Annotated in this window: 19 protein-coding genes, 1 pseudogene and 1 other annotated feature; of the genes and pseudogenes, 17 read left to right on the forward strand and 3 right to left on the reverse strand. The window is 34.5% G+C overall.

Features of this window, described 5'->3' with window-relative positions:
* The first annotated feature begins 122 nt into the window (after positions 1–122).
* From ltrA to SFC47_RS06775, 3 genes are all read left to right on the forward strand, one after another.
* Positions 123–1,451 carry a group II intron reverse transcriptase/maturase gene (gene ltrA / locus SFC47_RS06765; RefSeq protein WP_411253474.1) on the forward strand — a complete coding sequence of 443 codons (1,329 nt, stop codon included), beginning with the start codon at positions 123–125 and terminating at the stop codon, positions 1,449–1,451.
* A 175-nt stretch (positions 1,452–1,626) separates the two neighbouring features.
* Complete coding sequence (locus tag SFC47_RS06770; RefSeq protein ID WP_411253475.1) at positions 1,627–1,938, forward strand: hypothetical protein; 312 nt, start codon at positions 1,627–1,629, stop codon at positions 1,936–1,938.
* A 117-nt stretch (positions 1,939–2,055) separates the two neighbouring features.
* Positions 2,056–2,799 (forward strand): hypothetical protein, encoded by a 744-nt coding sequence (locus SFC47_RS06775; protein WP_411253476.1) that lies wholly within the window; start codon positions 2,056–2,058, stop codon positions 2,797–2,799.
* A 117-nt stretch (positions 2,800–2,916) separates the two neighbouring features.
* On the opposite strand, the gene SFC47_RS06780 is transcribed toward SFC47_RS06775, so the two are convergent.
* Positions 2,917–3,756, reverse strand: coding sequence for a tyrosine-type recombinase/integrase (locus SFC47_RS06780; RefSeq protein ID WP_411253477.1), 840 nt, complete (start codon positions 3,754–3,756; stop codon positions 2,917–2,919).
* 170 nt (positions 3,757–3,926) lie between these two features.
* On the opposite strand from SFC47_RS06780, the gene SFC47_RS06785 reads away from it, so the two are divergent.
* From SFC47_RS06785 to SFC47_RS06810, 6 genes are all read left to right on the forward strand, one after another.
* Complete coding sequence (locus SFC47_RS06785) at positions 3,927–4,250, forward strand: hypothetical protein (RefSeq protein ID WP_411253478.1); 324 nt, start codon at positions 3,927–3,929, stop codon at positions 4,248–4,250.
* 102 nt (positions 4,251–4,352) lie between these two features.
* Positions 4,353–4,727 (forward strand): hypothetical protein, encoded by a 375-nt coding sequence (locus tag SFC47_RS06790; RefSeq protein ID WP_411253479.1) that lies wholly within the window; start codon positions 4,353–4,355, stop codon positions 4,725–4,727.
* A gap of 306 nt (positions 4,728–5,033) precedes the next feature.
* Positions 5,034–5,444, forward strand: a complete 411-nt coding sequence (locus tag SFC47_RS06795; RefSeq protein WP_411253635.1) for an SMI1/KNR4 family protein — start codon at positions 5,034–5,036, stop codon at positions 5,442–5,444.
* A gap of 185 nt (positions 5,445–5,629) precedes the next feature.
* Positions 5,630–6,433: a hypothetical protein gene (locus tag SFC47_RS06800; protein WP_411253480.1), complete on the forward strand. Its 804-nt coding sequence runs from the start codon at positions 5,630–5,632 to the stop codon at positions 6,431–6,433.
* Positions 6,434–6,620: 187 nt separating this feature from the next.
* Positions 6,621–6,941: a hypothetical protein gene (locus tag SFC47_RS06805; RefSeq protein WP_411253481.1), complete on the forward strand. Its 321-nt coding sequence runs from the start codon at positions 6,621–6,623 to the stop codon at positions 6,939–6,941.
* A gap of 168 nt (positions 6,942–7,109) precedes the next feature.
* Positions 7,110–8,045, forward strand: a complete 936-nt coding sequence (locus SFC47_RS06810; RefSeq protein ID WP_411253482.1) for a tetratricopeptide repeat protein — start codon at positions 7,110–7,112, stop codon at positions 8,043–8,045.
* A 477-nt stretch (positions 8,046–8,522) separates the two neighbouring features.
* On the opposite strand, the gene SFC47_RS06815 is transcribed toward SFC47_RS06810, so the two are convergent.
* Positions 8,523–9,068, reverse strand: coding sequence for a phosphatase PAP2 family protein (locus SFC47_RS06815; protein ID WP_411253483.1), 546 nt, complete (start codon positions 9,066–9,068; stop codon positions 8,523–8,525).
* A 570-nt stretch (positions 9,069–9,638) separates the two neighbouring features.
* Between SFC47_RS06815 and SFC47_RS06820 the strand changes: the two are divergent.
* The 3 genes and pseudogenes from SFC47_RS06820 to SFC47_RS06830 all read left to right on the forward strand — a co-directional run.
* Positions 9,639–10,127, forward strand: a pseudogene (locus tag SFC47_RS06820) (phosphatase PAP2 family protein); the annotation flags it as partial.
* Between the two features lie 174 nt (positions 10,128–10,301).
* Positions 10,302–10,868, forward strand: a complete 567-nt coding sequence (locus SFC47_RS06825) for an MOSC domain-containing protein (protein ID WP_411253484.1) — start codon at positions 10,302–10,304, stop codon at positions 10,866–10,868.
* 36 nt (positions 10,869–10,904) lie between these two features.
* Positions 10,905–11,108, forward strand: coding sequence for a hypothetical protein (locus SFC47_RS06830; protein ID WP_411253485.1), 204 nt, complete (start codon positions 10,905–10,907; stop codon positions 11,106–11,108).
* A 59-nt stretch (positions 11,109–11,167) separates the two neighbouring features.
* Here the strand turns inward: SFC47_RS06830 and SFC47_RS06835 are convergent, their stop codons facing one another.
* Positions 11,168–11,647: a DUF2975 domain-containing protein gene (locus tag SFC47_RS06835; RefSeq protein WP_411253486.1), complete on the reverse strand. Its 480-nt coding sequence runs from the start codon at positions 11,645–11,647 to the stop codon at positions 11,168–11,170.
* 203 nt (positions 11,648–11,850) lie between these two features.
* On the opposite strand from SFC47_RS06835, the gene SFC47_RS06840 reads away from it, so the two are divergent.
* The 5 genes from SFC47_RS06840 to metG all read left to right on the forward strand — a co-directional run bounded on the left by SFC47_RS06840 (position 11,851) and on the right by metG (position 16,844).
* Entirely contained in the window at positions 11,851–12,387 is a 537-nt protein-coding gene (locus tag SFC47_RS06840) for a GNAT family N-acetyltransferase (protein WP_411253487.1), read from the forward strand.
* A 237-nt stretch (positions 12,388–12,624) separates the two neighbouring features.
* A complete protein-coding gene (locus SFC47_RS06845; protein WP_411253488.1) occupies positions 12,625–12,840 on the forward strand; it encodes a DUF6366 family protein in 216 nt (71 codons plus the stop codon).
* 258 nt (positions 12,841–13,098) lie between these two features.
* Positions 13,099–13,329 (forward strand): hypothetical protein, encoded by a 231-nt coding sequence (locus SFC47_RS06850; protein ID WP_411253489.1) that lies wholly within the window; start codon positions 13,099–13,101, stop codon positions 13,327–13,329.
* 126 nt (positions 13,330–13,455) lie between these two features.
* On the forward strand, positions 13,456–14,787 hold the full coding sequence (locus SFC47_RS06855; RefSeq protein ID WP_411253490.1) for a CoA-disulfide reductase: 1,332 nt from the start codon (positions 13,456–13,458) through the stop codon (positions 14,785–14,787).
* A gap of 81 nt (positions 14,788–14,868) precedes the next feature.
* Positions 14,869–15,148, forward strand: a binding site (T-box leader).
* A 61-nt stretch (positions 15,149–15,209) separates the two neighbouring features.
* Positions 15,210–16,844, forward strand: coding sequence for a methionine--tRNA ligase (gene metG, locus SFC47_RS06860; protein WP_411253491.1), 1,635 nt, complete (start codon positions 15,210–15,212; stop codon positions 16,842–16,844).
* Positions 16,845–16,864 lie beyond the last annotated feature (20 nt).

Consider the following 16,864-nt stretch of genomic DNA (forward strand, 5'->3'; position numbering starts at 1 on the left):
CAGGGAGTCGGATAGCAGCGTAGTACCAATGAAGTTGGGTAATGCCGATGGAGGAAAGGCTAGCTACCAGTTATCACCCTTACTAGGGACACATTTACTACACACAGAGGTAGGTACAATAAATGGAAACAAAACTACTAAGGATAGCAGAATTAGCAAAATCTGATACTAAATTGAAATTCACATCACTTGCACACTTATTAAATGAGCAATCGCTAACACAGTGTCATCATGAACTACCTAATAAAAAGGCGACTGGTGTTAACGGAACTACTAAAGAACAATACAGCGAAAACATGGAAGAAAACATAAAGGATTTAGTAAGTAGGCTTAAAAGTAAAAGTTATCGACCTGTTCCAGTAAGAAGAATGTATATCCCAAAACTCAATTCAAACAAGAAAAGACCTTTGGGGATACCTGAACATGAGGATAAAATTGTACAAAAGGGTATTACCAAAATACTAAATACCATCTATGAAAATGACTTCCTAGATTGTTCATTTGGGTTCCGCCCTAATCGAAACTGCCATGATGCGCTGAAAATACTGAACCATTATATTGAAAAGAGGTCAGTAAGTTATATAGTGGATGTGGATATCAAAGGCTTTTTTGACAACGTGGACCACAAATGGATGATAGAATTCTTGAAACTCCGAATCGCTGACCCTAACCTTCTGAGAATAATCAGCAGGTTTCTCAAAGGTGGATACATGGAGGAAGGGAAGAAGTACAAGACAGATAATGGTACACCGCAAGGTGGAGTAATATCTCCGATATTAGCCAATGTCTATCTCCATTATGTTCTGGACTTATGGTTCGAGAAAGTGGTTAGGAAACAATGTAAAGGACAGGCATATATAGTAAGATACGCAGATGACTTTGTTTGTTGTTTTCAACATAAAAGTGAAGCTCAACAACTCTTCCATTCACTAAAGACCCGATTAAGGAAGTTTAATTTGGAAATAGCCGAGGATAAAACTAAAATTATTCCCTTTGGAAGGTTTGCAGAAAATAATGCAAAGCGTGATGGGAATGGTAAACCAGCTACGTTTGACTTCCTTGGTTCTACCCACTATTGCGGGAAAAGTAAACAAGGGAAATTTCGGGTAAAACGGAAATCTAGCAGGAAGAAAGTCCAAGGCAAACTAAGAGAATCTAAAGAATGGCTAAAGACTAATAGAAATAAAGATATTCATACGATTATGGATAGATTTAGACGCTCACTTATAGGCTATTACAACTATTATTGCATCACGGATAACACTCAAATTGTTAACAACTTCAAAGTGAAAATCGAATACTTACTATTTAAATGGCTAAATAGAAGAAGCCAAAGGAAGTCCTTCACATGGGATAAATTTAATCTTTTTCTGCGTAAATATCCACTTCCTTCACCAAGAATCAAAGTGAACATCTATGAACTTAGAAAAGAGATTAGCTACATTCTGTAAATGATAACTAGGAGGAGCCGTGTGCGTTAATAGCGCAAGCACGGTTCTGTGAGGGGGGAGGAGTACAATTTACCGTAAGGTAGAAAGGCTCCCTTCTACTCGACTAGTAGAAGAAGGATTTATCGGTGTACTTGAAGAAGTATCTTTCAAAATGTATTTTCTTGGAGTGAATCTGATGAACACTGAAGAATACTTTAATTATAGAAACTATACTGGTTACCACTATCACGAGGAATGCTGGGAACCTGTTTATGAATGTTATCTTGAGACCATTGTTGAAGAAAGAAAAGATGGGACTTGGGATGTGTTCTTAGATGAACCATTAGATGATTATGAAAATAATATACTTGTCTATGAAAAGGAGTACCAAGACACACCGACAGGCTTATTTCTCTTCAATGCTAGAGACAAAGATGATGTTACAACCAAATTTAGGGATTGGGTTGCCAACGTACTAAGTAAAATGAGAAACGAGAAAAAATCATAATTCTTATTCAAGTAAAAGGCATTCCTTAAAGGGCAGCCGTTATTGTGTTAACGAGGAAGGATAGTTAAAGAAGGGTTTATGATAATAATGATGTAAAATAGTCTAGAGGTGGATTGTGTGGAGAAAATTACATTAGGCTTGATTAATATTTATTTTCCAGATACAACATTATCAAACTTTTATATATCCCAGGATTTTGTTGATCTTTTTGTAGTGGAAACAAATGATGAGGCTGCACGTCTAATAAGGAAAACATTAAGAGAGAAATTAGAACGAAAGTTATATAACCGTATCGATTTTGATGTTGAAGGGGATGCTGTTATAATCTCTATCTCTAAAGCCGAATTAATGTTTGAAGTGGCTAAAATCCTTAACCATATTGCTTCTATTCCTCTATCTCGTGAGGAGGAAGACATAGTAGAACAGCATTTACGGACATATAAAAGACCTAAAAAACAGAAGTGGAAACAAGGCGATATTTTTATTGTCCCTTTGGATGAACAAACATTCGCACTTGCTCAAGTATTAGAGAAGGTTGATAGATATACTGTATTGTGTGCCCTATTTGAAAGTGAGTATACAGTAATTCCTGATTTAGACAAAGAACCTTCAGTTAAACAATTAAAAGTCGTAATATCTATTCTTTCTACTAATTTAGATAACCATTTTTATAAAGTAATTGGACAAAAACAACCGCTTATTTGTGTCCCAGATACAGAAGAGTATGATGAAATTAGATACGGTGCACGTTATAGTTCCGTCCTTGAAGATATAGCCAAAGAAACTAAGACTCCATCCGGTGTAGCTGATGTAGTAAACGAAATCCTAGAGTTACAACAAAAAATTCAAAATTTACTCTAATTTTTATTTATCCTTTTTAAGCCTTTTTGGTGTACACTTTTTAATAATTCTTCTTCAACTAACGGGGGCAAGAGTAGAAAGGCAGCGGAATTTTCCGATGCCTTTTGCCATTCATCACTAAAAATATTTTCTATAAAATTCTCTTCTAAGGCTACCACTTAACTGAGCGTAAATCTTAGTGGTTTCGCTTTTTTCGTGTCCTAGTAAACTTTGAATAACATCAATAGGAGCTCCGTTGTTCAATAGGTGGGTGGCATAGCTGTGGCGTAGTTGGTGTGGATGTATTTCTTTGTTGATTCCTGCACGGCTTGATATTCGCTTTATGATGTACCTCATCTGACCAATACTCATTCGGTGAGGGTGTCGTTCTGTAACAAAAATAGCTGGGTCATTATCTTGGCGAAGATCTAAATATCGCTTTAGCCAGATTTCACACCGTATATTAAAGTAAACCTCCCTTTCCTTATCACCCTTTCCAAGTACAATTGCAGAGCGATTTGACCAATTAACACTGTTTTTATTAAGAGAAACAATTTCACCTATTCTACAACCTGTTGAAAACATAAATTCAAATATTGCTTTTTCCATTGGTGTAAAACACGCTTCCCTCAAATGTTCAATTTCTCTCTCCGTTAAAAATTTCGGAATACGTTTTCCTTGTTTAGGTTCTTTAATTTTTGCAGCTGGATTTTTATGAATATGCCCTTCCTCGTGTGACCAACGAAATAGTGATTTAATAAATCGAATCCGATGAGCTAAACTTGATGGCTTTAAGTGCTCGCTGGATTTTGCTAAGTATTCCTTCAACTGATTGGTTGTTACTGATCCAATACTTACATCATTAAAGTGATGGATGAGTAACTTAGATTGGAGTCTATACGCTTTTAATGTCTGTGGAGAGAATCCTTCAATCCTTTTATCCGACTCATAAAGTTCCCAGGCTTTTGTTAATTGCAATATCAATTCCTCCTTAAAAATAGTGATAGAGGAATTATTGCCTTGAATATAGAAATAAACACGTTAGTATTGAAGCAACGGGTGAGGTAACTGTAAAGAAGGATATGTTTTGATTTTTGTTGAATTAATCAAGAATAGTAATAGGACAACGATAACTCTTGGAGGACATTATGAGCGTTTATTTAATTTTGATAGAGGCAACCCCCCAAATCGATAACCCTGAAAGTAATGAATGTGTAGGTGCGATTGTAAACTGTTGGGTTAAATCGAAGAATATAAAATCAGCGTTAAATACAGCAAAAAAATTTGTCATCAATCAAGGTTGGGAAGTAATAGGCATCGAGGACCAATTTGTAGTCATCCGAGATATGTATTTGGGGGATTCAGAAGAAGATGAGGAATTACTTGAATGCTTTGATGAAGCAATGAGAGAAGGATTTTCAGCAATTTTTTATACATACGGGGATTCTGAAGATGAAGGCTTTATTCATTAAGAGGATTGTACAGCTTGTTGAAAAAAGGCACCCGTTATTGCATTAACGAGGAAGATTAGCTTAATAAGATGCTAAAATAGAAGTTAAAAAGGTGATGTGTAAATGCCGATATTTCCAGATGAAATCGCCCTTCTCTCATTATTTAAAACGGAACCAATATTATTAGATTCAACATCAAATGACTTACCATTTTATTATAATGAAGCAACCTACCGTTTCTCTAATGGAAAAGAGGACTTTATTGTTAATCTGTCTCCATCATATGGTGAAGCTAAGATACAAGTGAATGAGCATACTTCCAAAAGATTGTTGTCACTATTGGATTTAAAGCGGGTTAAGAAGTTTGAAATAACGGCAGATGGAAAGGAACGGGCAAGTGTACAAATTAAGGTAGATAACGAGGACTCACAACAAATGATTGAGATTGATTTTAAACCCCACTTTAAACAGATATTTAAGGAACATCTTACTCGATAAGCTGAGAAGGGGCGATGAATCCTTTAATAAGGTCTTATTGAACAAACGAAGCAGTTTAGTTGAAGAAGGAATATTGGAATGTTGATATAATTAAGATAATCAACCTATCTTTATACAAGACTTTGGCGAGGGAACAAAATGATAATTAACTTTAAAGAAATAATAAAACCACTATTTCAATGGAAACAGGAAGGAGAACGACTTCTAGAAAACGGAACAAAATTAATATGCAAGGTACCACATATAGCACCCGAAGCGTGGTTTCACATTATTTATCCTAAGATCGAAATTACATCATAAAATGAAATAGAAAAGGAACTTTCAATTCATTTACCTGATGATTTCAAAGAATTTTTGTTAACAACAAATGGAATAAATATATTTTCAGACAGTTTAAGTATTTATGGCAAAAGGAACTCTTATGTGAGAAAAGGAGACGATGCAATTCAGCCTTATGACTTATCAATGCACCATAGCGAGGTAGAACGTTTTTTTCCTGACAAATACTTAGTTATAGGCAGTTATAATTGGGACGGTTCTCACATCGTTTATGATTTGGAGACCACTCAAATTCATCGCTGTAAGAGTTATTCTAGTAATGTATTAAATAGTTGGGCTAATCTAAAAACATTTCTTAGCGATGAAATAAAAAGGTTAACCACGTTCTTTGATGAAAACGGTATTGAGTATGATGAGGATTTACCAACAACACCGTAAAAAATTCCTTCCTCAACTAATAGGTGCAAGAGTGAAAGATGGGGTTGCTGCGGCAATTCCCTTTTTGTTATTGAACTATTGAAGTAGGTTAGTTGTAGAAGGAAATCAACAACGGGTTATAGAAAATACAATAGGAAAAGCGAGTTTATAGAAAAATTAGTCGTCAAAATAAGGGTGGTGGACAAATGCCATATTTAAAATGGTTTTCTTTAGATTGTAGTATTAATTCCGTGAAAAATGATGGTAGTAACTCAAACGATAATGAAAAAGAGGCATTTATACCTTTCGATTTTAATAAGGATAGAGATATTATCAATGATTTTCTAAAAGGGGACATTACATCATACGTTCAAAGGTTTACAACAACTGACGCATTTAATCAACCTCCTTCTGAAATTGTACAATTTCGACAAGAGACACGTTGCGTTACAGCCTTGTATGAAGCGTTTTTTAATAAACTAAAAACCGATAGATGCAGTGGAGTAATTGTGCGTTGTGTTGAGAAAATTACCAATAATCATATACCCGTATTTGGCGGGTCGGCGGAAGTACAAGTATTATTTGATTTCAATCAATATTTTCAATCTACTGATAAAGAGAAAAAGAGATTAGCTTTAGAGGCTTTGCACACTGGGGTAGAGCAGGCTGCAAAGGAGTTTGGCTGGGATCTAAAACCTTTCTTTGTTGCCTACGAAGGAGTTAAATCCCGTAATTACAGATTTGCTTATGTTTATCATAAGCCGAAGTACAGTCCAAATCGCAAGCATGTAGCAGAAGTAGTTTGTACGCATGATGTTAGTAGTTTTAAGATTGACATTGTAATCATAGATAAAAGTGGAAATCAAATTAACAAAAAGCACATCATAACCGAAGATCCAATAGAGTTTTTGTATGAACGACATTTAGGAAACTTAAGATGGATTTCAAATGATGAAGTCGAGTTTACAAATCAATTAGGCACTGAAAAATGGAATTTGAAATTATCTTAGTTTTAAGCAACGTAAGTGTAATTTTCTTATTGAACTAACGTGTGCAAGAGCTTAAGATGGGATCGCTGCGGCGGTCTCTTTTTTCTTGTTGAACTAACGAAGCAGATTAGTTGAAGAAGGATTTCGAATTTACTTATTGAATTTAATAATAAAAACAAGACATATATAAATGCTTGGAGGTGGGTTTTTGTCGGAAATTGAATCAGCATTATCTATATGCTTTTACGATGAAAACAATAACGAGGTTTTACTCGCAGAGATAAGTGAGGGACTACATTATCATATATTCGAGGGGAATGTACATCCAGGAAAATGGGGCATCCTCAGTAAGATAAGAGACAGATATGGAAAGGATGTATCTTTTAATAGACCTCAAATTGAAGAGTTTATAAAAAAACTTCACAAAATTAAAGAGTTTATACCTCAAGTTTACGAAAAGGAAATAGATGAAATAATAAAAGTCTTAAACAATGAACAAATTGTGAACATCATTATTTATGGTGATTAAGCTATTCAACTAACGGGGTGCTTATATTGAAGAAGGTCCAGCTTTTATCACAGAGAAAGAAATGTTGGTAGATAAAATCCATGAAAAACTAATTGATTATTATAAAAAATCTTTATTGAACTGACGAGTGTTTCTCCAATATTTATATAGTTTAGGAAGTGAACATTTTTGAATATAAATCAGAGGGCGGTTGAATTACTAGAAGAAAATAAATATGATGAGTCTTTGAAACTGTTTAAAGAAGCTGTGAGATTATCAAGGGATATACAATCTTTAACCAATCTTGCCTGGATATATTGTCATGAAGAAGACGATTATACAAAAGCTCTTGGTTTGTTAGAAGAAGCGATTCAAATGAACCCCTCTTCCCATTTTCCGTATAACTTATTGGGGGAAGTTTATTTACGATTGGAAAAATGGGGAAATGCCAGAGTCATATTACAAAAAGCCATTGCTATTAATCCTACAAAAACTGCTTATAATAATTTGGCTGTCGCAGATTATCATCTTGGCAATAAAGAAGAAGCAGAGCAATATTTTTTGCTTGGAGCAGATTATTCTGATTGGGCGATGTATAGCCATGTAAAATCTTTGATTGAGTTGGGAAGGATAAATGAAGCAAAAAGTCAGCTTAATACATTCTCTGAAGAAGCTGATGAATTTGTCGGTGAGGTGGATTTAGCAGACTTATTTGTAGAGGTGGGACTTTATGAAGAGGCTGTAAAATGGTTCGACAAGGGTTGGGAGATTTATTGGAAACAACCGAACTGGATTAGTCGATATGTATATTCTTTAATTAAATTAAATGAATTAACTCGTGCTACTGAAATTTTGTATGAAGCAATTAATGAAAAAGTAGAGGAAATCCAGGAAGCTTATAAAGAGGATTGTAAAGAGGATTGGTCGGAAAGCGATAAACAAGAACACATTGAAGAGTTACTTGATGAAAAGAAGCAGTATGAGCAGCTATTAGAAAGAATCTCTTCTGGTTATGTTCCAATTATGAAGTTTGAAACTTCAATCAAGACGGAGTGCTACCTATTTGGGTGTAAACGGCATAATCACCCTAAATATCAAGGGAAAAATAATTTTACTGTGGAATAATAATGTCGGTTAATAGATGAATGGAATCTGAAAAAAGCTAAAAGTATTGGATTTTGTAAGCGTCTCGAAACTAACAAGGTCTTGAGTTTGTAATGTATTTAGAATAAAAATATAAATTAGGGCTTTTCTTCAATAAGCAGGGAATAGCCTTTTTTTTCGAAGAAAATCAAGGTTTGTGAAGAAATCTACTTAAAGTAAAGGGTGCAATAGTTAAAGATAATTATTGCTGGTGCGGTCGTTTTTTCTTGTCGAACTAACAAAGCAGTTTAGTTGAACAAGAGTAACGAAAAGTCTTACTTTTTTTATGTCGATGTTTGAACCATATTTCGACAAAAAAAGGAAGCGTCACTTAGACGCTTCTAAAGAAGGAGAGCAACATATGAAAATCTATTGGCCTAGATATATTATCAAAAATTTCAACTAAAACAGGTAATACTTTTAAAAACTAAGGAAAGATTTACATTTATGATTGATTCTTCATCCTTTAGCAGTAGCTTTTATTACCCGTTCAATGATTGGATTCCAAATCCATCCTGTCATCTTAACTACTATGCTTGTTAAACTTCCAAGTATCGAACTGCCTAAAATATCCGAAGGGTAATGTTGTCCCATCCAAATTCGTGAGAAACCTGTTAGAATAGCGGCAAGGTACATCATACTACCTAAGAAACGCTTATAAAAAAAGACAGAAGTTGCCGCTGTAAATGCTAGAGTGGTGTGTTTACTTGGAAATGAAGAGCTCTTTTTTGATGGGAATGGGGGTAATAAATGGACCCGAAGATTCAAAAAAGGGCGAGGTTTAAAATAAAACAGTTTAATCAATTTATTTAAAACCAACGATAATCCAATGGAAATGATAGTATATAAAGTGATTTTTTTTTGTGAGTTATTACGAAACCACATGAAGATTAATATAAATAGAAACAAAAAACGACCTTTTTGAGAGATGTTGATCACCAATGTATCCAAAAGCTGATAACGACCAGCATATTCATTAATCCTTTTAAATATCCTGTAGTCCATATAAATGCCTCCTTTGTCCCCATTTTTATATCAAGTGTAGTTTAGCTGTTTAAAAACGATTAGCTCTTATATAGATTGTGTAATCATAATGTTTTTTAACATATATCCATACAAAAAATTATGTAGTTCATCCATCTGTGTAGCTTTCCTAATAATATTAGAGCCCCGTCTTCAACAGATACAAAAAGAAGGGCCTCAATACTTTACCAGATAAATTTGCTGAAGACTGGATATCTAAAGTTAAAAATTCTATGGTTAATAAGGTCAGTTTCCATTTTGCTATATTTAATGAACAAGACAATTTTATTGGGTGTATATATATTTTCATAAAAAAAAACACTGCTTCTTTAAAAGTAATGGAAAAATTAGGTCTTAAATATGAAGGAACTTTTAAACAAAGTTGCTAATACAGAGGTGTCTATGAAGATACTGTAATATATGGAATCACAAAGTGTGATTATTATAGTTTATAGATTTACTTGTTTGTTCAACTCTAGACTGTAATAGTAGAAGATCAAGGCTATCAAATTGATGGTCTTTTCTTATGCTACTAACTGGCAGGATAGTACAATCATGATTTTGATTGCCGAATATGTTCAATATGCTCTTATTTTATTGATTTTGCTGTTGTGGCTATTAAACAAAAACAATTTTCGTGTTATAGCTTTCCAAGCTATGTTTGCATTTACCTTAGCTTATTCAATAAACAGAATTATTGAGCTATTCATTTATAGGGAGAGACCTTTTGTAACACATGAGATTATTCAACTCGTAAAGCATTCTGCAAATTCTTCTTTTCCAAGTGACCATGCTACATCTGCAATAGTAATTGCTTTTACATTGTGGTTATCATCTCATCGTTATAAGCATATATGGCTTTTTCTAGCAATAGGCATAGCGTTTTCAAGAATATGGGTCGGGGTACACTATCCTTTTGATGTAGTCGCAGGGATTTTACATGGTACAATAATAGCACTATTTACACATTACTTTTTATTTAAGCTAAAACCTATAACCTCACTAATTAAAAGACCAATTTTCCAAGGACAACTAGAATAAGGATTGTAGTGATAAATTATTTATTCATGTTAGCTAATGAAGTTCTGGGCTGTCAATGTGGCAGCTTTTTTCTTGTTTTATTAACGAAGCAGGTTAGTAGAAGAAGGAATAATTGTACCTTAATTGAATATGAACAAACAGGGAGTTTAAAAAAAGGAAGGCTGTGAGGATTGAATGTTTGATGAAAAAAAAGAGAGTTCAATTTTAGGAACAGTCATAGCGGTTAGTATAAGTAAGAAGCATACGTTTAGTAAAGAAAATCAAGAGATTATAAGATTAGTGAAGGGTTTGGGAGTCGAAGGCGATGCACACTTTGGTTCAACGGTTAAACATCGCTCGAGAGTGGCACAAAATCCAAACCAACCGAACCTAAGACAAGTGCATTTAATTCACAATGAGTTATTCGAAGAGTTAGAAGACCGTTTTAAAATTAAACCTGGACAAATGGGTGAAAATATTACAACTGTCGGAATAAATCTTCTAGAATTACCTACTAACACGATATTATCTATAGGTGAGTCTGCAATTATTAAAGTAACAGGCTTACGGAATCCTTGTGCTCAAATTGATAATTTTAAACCGGGTCTTTTAAAGGCTGTTTTGGATAAGGATTCAGACGGAAATCTAATAAGAAAAGCAGGAATAATGGGAGTTATATTGCAGAGTGGAGAAGTGAAACCAGGTGATACTATCCGTGTTGAATTTCCTCAAAGACCATTTAAAAAGCTTGAACGTGTTTAAACTAGCTGGGTCGTATTTGCACCTTAGTTTGATGAAATGGCAAGTGAAGAACTAAAGTCTTATGACGCAGTATTTATCAGGGAAAATAATTTTTCAGAGGCTGCCAAAAGCCAATATGCAGACGTATACATAAATTCAACAATTCCATTTTACTTTATTGGTACGGATAATTATATTCCTTTTATTGAGAAGGATTTAGAGTATAACAAAAATTATAAATGGACTGCTGGTACTAGTTGACTGTGATTTACTGTTTTGCACATCACAAGTAAACCCATTAATATACATCTTGGGTTTCTCTATTTTTTTGGCTGTGAGTCCAAGAAATTCTTTATAGGTTTTTGAAGTACGTCCACAATGGCTGCGATGATACTTGTTGCCAAGATGCCCATTAGACCTAGAGATATTGGGCCTGCTGCATCATCACCTGTGAAGTGAACAAGTACCCTTAAATATACTATTGCTAAAAAAATGAAGAAAATGACAGTAAAAGTGCATTTTTTAATTACCTTTAAAGATTGAAGCGATAACTCAGAAAAAGCATTATTCTTTTCGATATAGGTTAAAAGTATAAATATCTGATATAACGCCACAGAAAACGTAATACATATTCCATATGCACATACCAAAAGTGGATATAACGAATAATCACCTGGTCGTTCTATTGCATCTCTTCTGGCTGATTCAGGCAAAAAATATATGCACATGGCAAGAACTGCAATTCCAGCCAGAATAAAAATGACCTTCAAGAAAGTGGAAGAACCTCGTTTAACATTCATTTATGACACCTCACTTAATTAATAATAATACGAATTTAACATATAATTTATCGTCTTTCAATAAAACATTATTGTTTTGTATATAATATTTTTTAAAAATATTAATTTAATTTTAAACAAACGAAATATAAAATTTATAATTAGCAGTAATGTGATGTTTGGTTATGGGCGCATTTCAAATTTGATTGTGAAGGGGATAAAATATGAAGTTTGATATGGAAAGTAAACGGTTAACGTTTACGAAATTAAATGAAAGAGATTGGGATCTATTTAGATCAATCCATACCAACCCAGGGCTAATGCAGCATATTAGAACCCTGCGGAGTGAAGAGGCAATTCGAAACGCATTCGAAAAGGAACTGGACCCGTGGAGCTTAGAATCTTCACATTGGTTGACCTGGATAATCCGTGAAAAGACATCTAGCAAACAAGTGGGGCTGATTAGCATTTGTTCCTGCAAGAGAGCGAAACGGATTGCTGAAGTGGGCTTTATTCTGCTAGAGGCGTACCAAGGAAAAGGGTACGCAACGGAAGCGGTTAAATGTGTAATTAAGTTCGCGGTTGATGCGTTCTCCTTTGAAAGATTTATTGCTGTCTGCTCGGAAGAACATCTAGCGTCAAGAAGAGTGTTAGAAAAGGTTGGAATGATGTTGGATGAGATTGTGCCTGAGAACACAGAGATTAATGGAAGGTTGGTAAATGACTGCTTTTACTCGTTGGAGATAGCAGTCAAAAATTAAGACAAACAAAGAGATTAAATCCCAAAACACTAAAATAATTTTAAAAAGATTATTCCTGGTAATAAAGCATATGTGAACTAATTATACTTGAATCTAATTCAACAAACGGGTGCGATGCTTGAAGAAGGGCATCGCTTTTCATATTCGACTAACGGAGCAGAATAGTTCATCAAGGTTAATGGTTATTTGTGGTAAAATATGTAAAGAATGATTGTTTAATTCATAGGGGGTCTTTAAGTGCAAGAAAACAATGAAACTCCTGAACAAAAAAGAGAGAGAGTAAGACAACAAGAATTTAAAGGCAATCCAACGGGCAATCTGAACGATGCCTTTAACAGGGCAAACACAGGTAGTCTTGTTGATTTAGTAGGCAGTTTAGGTTGGAAAGGTACAGGTATCCTTATTTTTGTAATCATAATTGGAGTTATAATTGCTTCAATCTTCTTAAAATAAAATAACGGGTCCTATACTTTAGACATAAAGATTGATTGTTGCTATTTACCTATATTGTTTATTTCAGATATAGTAGACGAAAGTTCAATAATCCGTAGTAAGGAGGTAGAGGATGAAAAAATACATAAAATGGATTATTTTAATAGTTGGAGTTTTATTCGGAGCAGTAGCGTGGAATTCCAATAAAAAAGATGAACAAAAATGAAGTAAATTCGTACATTTTTGTATCCATTTTAGTAAATAAGAGGGGGCCAAACTTTGAATGGTTCAGACAATAACAAAAAATTCTTTATTTTATTCTTTATTGTTTCAGTCATTATTCTTATGTTAAATTCAGCAGGTCCGTTTGAAGGTCAGTTTAGAACGGTTGGCTTTATCTTATTCACTTTACTCTGTTTGGCGATTGCCATTATTAGCAGAAAATCGGCATGGAAGGTCATTGGCATTACAGCATATTGGGTTGTATTTGGTCTTGTTCAAATGGTTTAACTATTTATCGACTAGACTAATAGTTTGTAAATCTGCATTTTTCTACCGCTGCCCCTATATGGGGATCAATCTTTCTCATGTTTAAAAATCAGAAATAAATGGAAAATAAAGAAAGGAGGGATGAGTATGAAAGTACTTATTATTGGTGGAGATGCAGCAGGGATGAGTGCTGCAATGCAAATTGTACGAAACAGTTCTGGACATGAAATCACTGTTTTAGAAAAAGGTGGAGTGTTTTCGTACGGACAATGCGGACTGCCTTATGTGATAAGTGGGAAGATTGAGTCAACAGATAAGTTAATAGCACGTACACAATCTACTTTTAAAGAGAAATATGGCATTGATGCACGAGTATATCATGAAGTCCAAAAGGTAGACACGGAAAATAAACTGGTAAGTGGAATAAACCATAGTAATGGTGAAACGTTTAGCCTTTCATATGACCGCCTTCTTATTGCAACTGGCGTTGGCCCGGTCATTCCAAAATGGGAGGGTGTTAAACTTCCAGGTGTTTTCACATTAAAGACAATTCCTGATGCAAAGACAATCATGGATTATCTTCAGAAAGATATTAAAAATGTGACAGTTATTGGTGGCGGATACATTGGACTCGAAATGGCTGAAAGTTTTGCGGAGCTCGGCAAGAAGGTAACGATCATTGAAAGAAATGAGCAATTAGCAAAAATATTTGATAAAGAAATGGCAGAACTTATCCATGAAGAAGCAGTGAAGCAAAACATTGTGCTAAAAATGGGTGAATCTGTTGAAGCATTCCATGGTAGTGAGCAGGTTGAATATGTGAAAACCGATAAAGGGGAGTATGAGACAGATTTAGTATTAGTCGCTATAGGTGTAAAGCCAATTATTACATTTTTAGAAGGGACAGGAATCAAAACAAGTGTTAATGGTGCTATTCAAGTAAATGCGTATATGCAAACAAGTATTAAAGATGTCTATGCTGCCGGAGATTGTGCAACCCAATATCATCGAGTAAAAGAAATGGATGATCATATCCCATTGGGAACACATGCCAATAAGCAAGGTCAAATTGCTGGATTAAACATGGTTAATATACATAAAACATTTAAAGGTGTTGTAGGCACATCAATCATAAAATTTTTTGAATTAACGCTAGGAAGAACAGGAATAACAGAAAGAGAGGCAAAAATGCTGAACATCCCATGTGGTTCTGTAACAATTAAATCAACAGATATCGCTGGATATTATCCTAATAATAAAAAAATGAATTTGAAACTTGTCTATCATAAAGAAACTTATAAAGTACTTGGCGGGCAAATTATTGGGGAACATGGGATCGACAAACGAATCGATGTTCTAGCAACTGCAATATTCCATTCGATGACAACCGATGAGCTGCTTGATTTAGATCTTGCGTACGCACCTCCATATAATGGAGTATGGGATCCTATTCAGCAGGCAGCTAGAAGAGTAAGGTAGTACATGATAATTAAAAATCAGAAAACAAAAATCAAAGTTGACTTCAGGATAAATATTGAATAAACTATTGGTAATTATCAAACAAAAGCAATGAAGAGAAAAAGTAAAATGATATTGTTTTTTCTAAAGAGAGCTTCGGCAGCTGAAAAGAAGCAAAAACATTCATTTGAACAATGGTCTCTGAGCTTCGTACTGAACGTACTTTTTGTATTAGTAGGATACGGCGAGATTTGGCACTCGTTATCAATGTCACAGTATAAGAGTAGCATTTTGTAATACTCCGTACTTGCTCGAGGCGAATAGTGTGAGCTATTTGCAAATTAAGGTGGTACCACGTGGAAATTCAAACCTCGTCCTTAACTATTACAGTTAAGGCGAGGTTTTTTTGTTTTCAAAATTAAAATATTGGGAGGTTTCTATTAATGAGTATTTTTATTGGCGGAGCTTGGGCTTATGCAAACGGCTCATTACATTTAGGACATATTTCAAGTTTGTTACCTGGTGATATTCTTGCGAGATATTACCGTTTAAAGGGAGAAAAAGTTTTATATGTCTCTGGAAGCGATTGTAATGGAACTCCTATTACAATTAGGGCAAAGCAAGAAGGTGTAACTCCAAAAGAGATTGCGGATCGTTATCACCAAGAATTTGAAGATTGTTTTGCAAGATTAGGATTCACATATGATACATATACCAGAACAGACACAACACATCACCATGAAATCGTACAAGAAATTTTTTTAGAGTTGCTTGACAAAGGATACATCTATAAAAAGGAAATTGAACAAACCTATTGTGAATATGATCAGCAATTTTTACCTGATCGTTATGTTGAGGGGATTTGTCCTCATTGCGGTGCAAATGCTCGCGGCGACCAATGTGATGCTTGTTCAAGTGTGTTAGAACCACTTGAATTGCTTGATAGAAGATGTAAAATTTGCGGTAATCCGCCTACAACAAGGTTTACAGAGCATTTTTACTTTTCATTAAGCTCTCTCCAAAATGTCTTGGAAAACTATACTCAAGAAGCAGAAGATAAGAACCTATGGAGGGAAAATGCTGTTTCTCTTACGAAACGCTATTTAAAGGAAGGATTGCAAGATAGAGCCGTTTCGAGGGATTTGCCTATTGGGGTAAGTGTTCCGGTTGCTGGATATGAAGATAAGAAAATCTATGTTTGGATTGAGGCAGTATCTGGATACTATACAGCAAGTAAACTATGGGCAAAGAAAACAAATAATGATGACTCATCGTTTTGGAATACCGCGGCTCGATCTTATTATGTTCACGGGAAAGATAATATCCCTTTCCACTCGATTATATGGCCTGGAATTCTTGCCGGTCTTGGAAAAGAACCATTGCCAACACATATAGTTTCAAACGAGTATTTAACTTTGGAAAAGAAAAAATTATCTACAAGTAAAAATTGGGCTGTATTGGTTCCAGATATTTTAGATAGATATGAACCAGATTCCATTAGATATTTCTTAACCATCAACGCACCAGAGAACCGAGATGCTGATTTTTCTTGGAAAGAGTTCATTTATAGCCATAATAGCGAGTTATTAGGGGCTTATGGAAACTTCGTTAATCGGACTTTGAAGTTTCTTGAAAAGTCATTCGATGGGGGAATTCCTGAAAAAGAAATAAATATAAATATCCAGGATAAAGTAAATACGTTATATAAAGAAGTGGGTTATTGTATTGAAACTACATCATTCAAACAAGGTTTGGAAAAAGTATTTGAGCTTGCTAGATTCTCGAACAAATACTTTGATGAACAACAACCATGGAAACAAATAAAGGATGATCCCGAATCTTGTAAACAGACTTTGGCTGATTGTGTTTATCTAATTGCAAATTTAGCTCATGTCCTTACACCATTCCTTCCTTTTTCAAGCAATAAGGTAAAGGAAATGATAAACACAACCAAAACCGATTGGAATGCGTTTTTTGTTAAACCACAGCAATTGTCAAACGTAGAACCATTGTTTGAACGAATAGACCCAGTAAGAATTGAAGAAGAGCTTGAAAGATTGATCAACCAGACTTTTTAGGATAAGGATAATATTTATTT

Origin of the sequence: Neobacillus niacini, assembly GCF_046591715.1 — a bacterium.
Lineage (GTDB): Bacteria > Bacillota > Bacilli > Bacillales > Cytobacillaceae > Neobacillus > Neobacillus niacini_L.

Coding starts and splice junctions, on each gene's coding strand:
- SFC47_RS06830 (WP_411253485.1), top strand. CDS start 10,905: ATGGCAAGTGAAGAACTAAAGTCTTATGACGCAGTATTTATCAGGGAA.
- SFC47_RS06785 (WP_411253478.1), top strand. CDS start 3,927: ATGAGCGTTTATTTAATTTTGATAGAGGCAACCCCCCAAATCGATAAC.
- SFC47_RS06840 (WP_411253487.1), top strand. CDS start 11,851: ATGAAGTTTGATATGGAAAGTAAACGGTTAACGTTTACGAAATTAAAT.
- SFC47_RS06800 (WP_411253480.1), top strand. CDS start 5,630: ATGCCATATTTAAAATGGTTTTCTTTAGATTGTAGTATTAATTCCGTG.
- SFC47_RS06770 (WP_411253475.1), top strand. CDS start 1,627: ATGAACACTGAAGAATACTTTAATTATAGAAACTATACTGGTTACCAC.
- SFC47_RS06855 (WP_411253490.1), top strand. CDS start 13,456: ATGAAAGTACTTATTATTGGTGGAGATGCAGCAGGGATGAGTGCTGCA.
- SFC47_RS06835 (WP_411253486.1), bottom strand. CDS start 11,647: ATGAATGTTAAACGAGGTTCTTCCACTTTCTTGAAGGTCATTTTTATT.
- metG (WP_411253491.1), top strand. CDS start 15,210: ATGAGTATTTTTATTGGCGGAGCTTGGGCTTATGCAAACGGCTCATTA.
- SFC47_RS06815 (WP_411253483.1), bottom strand. CDS start 9,068: ATGGACTACAGGATATTTAAAAGGATTAATGAATATGCTGGTCGTTAT.
- SFC47_RS06790 (WP_411253479.1), top strand. CDS start 4,353: ATGCCGATATTTCCAGATGAAATCGCCCTTCTCTCATTATTTAAAACG.
- ltrA (WP_411253474.1), top strand. CDS start 123: ATGGAAACAAAACTACTAAGGATAGCAGAATTAGCAAAATCTGATACT.
- SFC47_RS06825 (WP_411253484.1), top strand. CDS start 10,302: ATGTTTGATGAAAAAAAAGAGAGTTCAATTTTAGGAACAGTCATAGCG.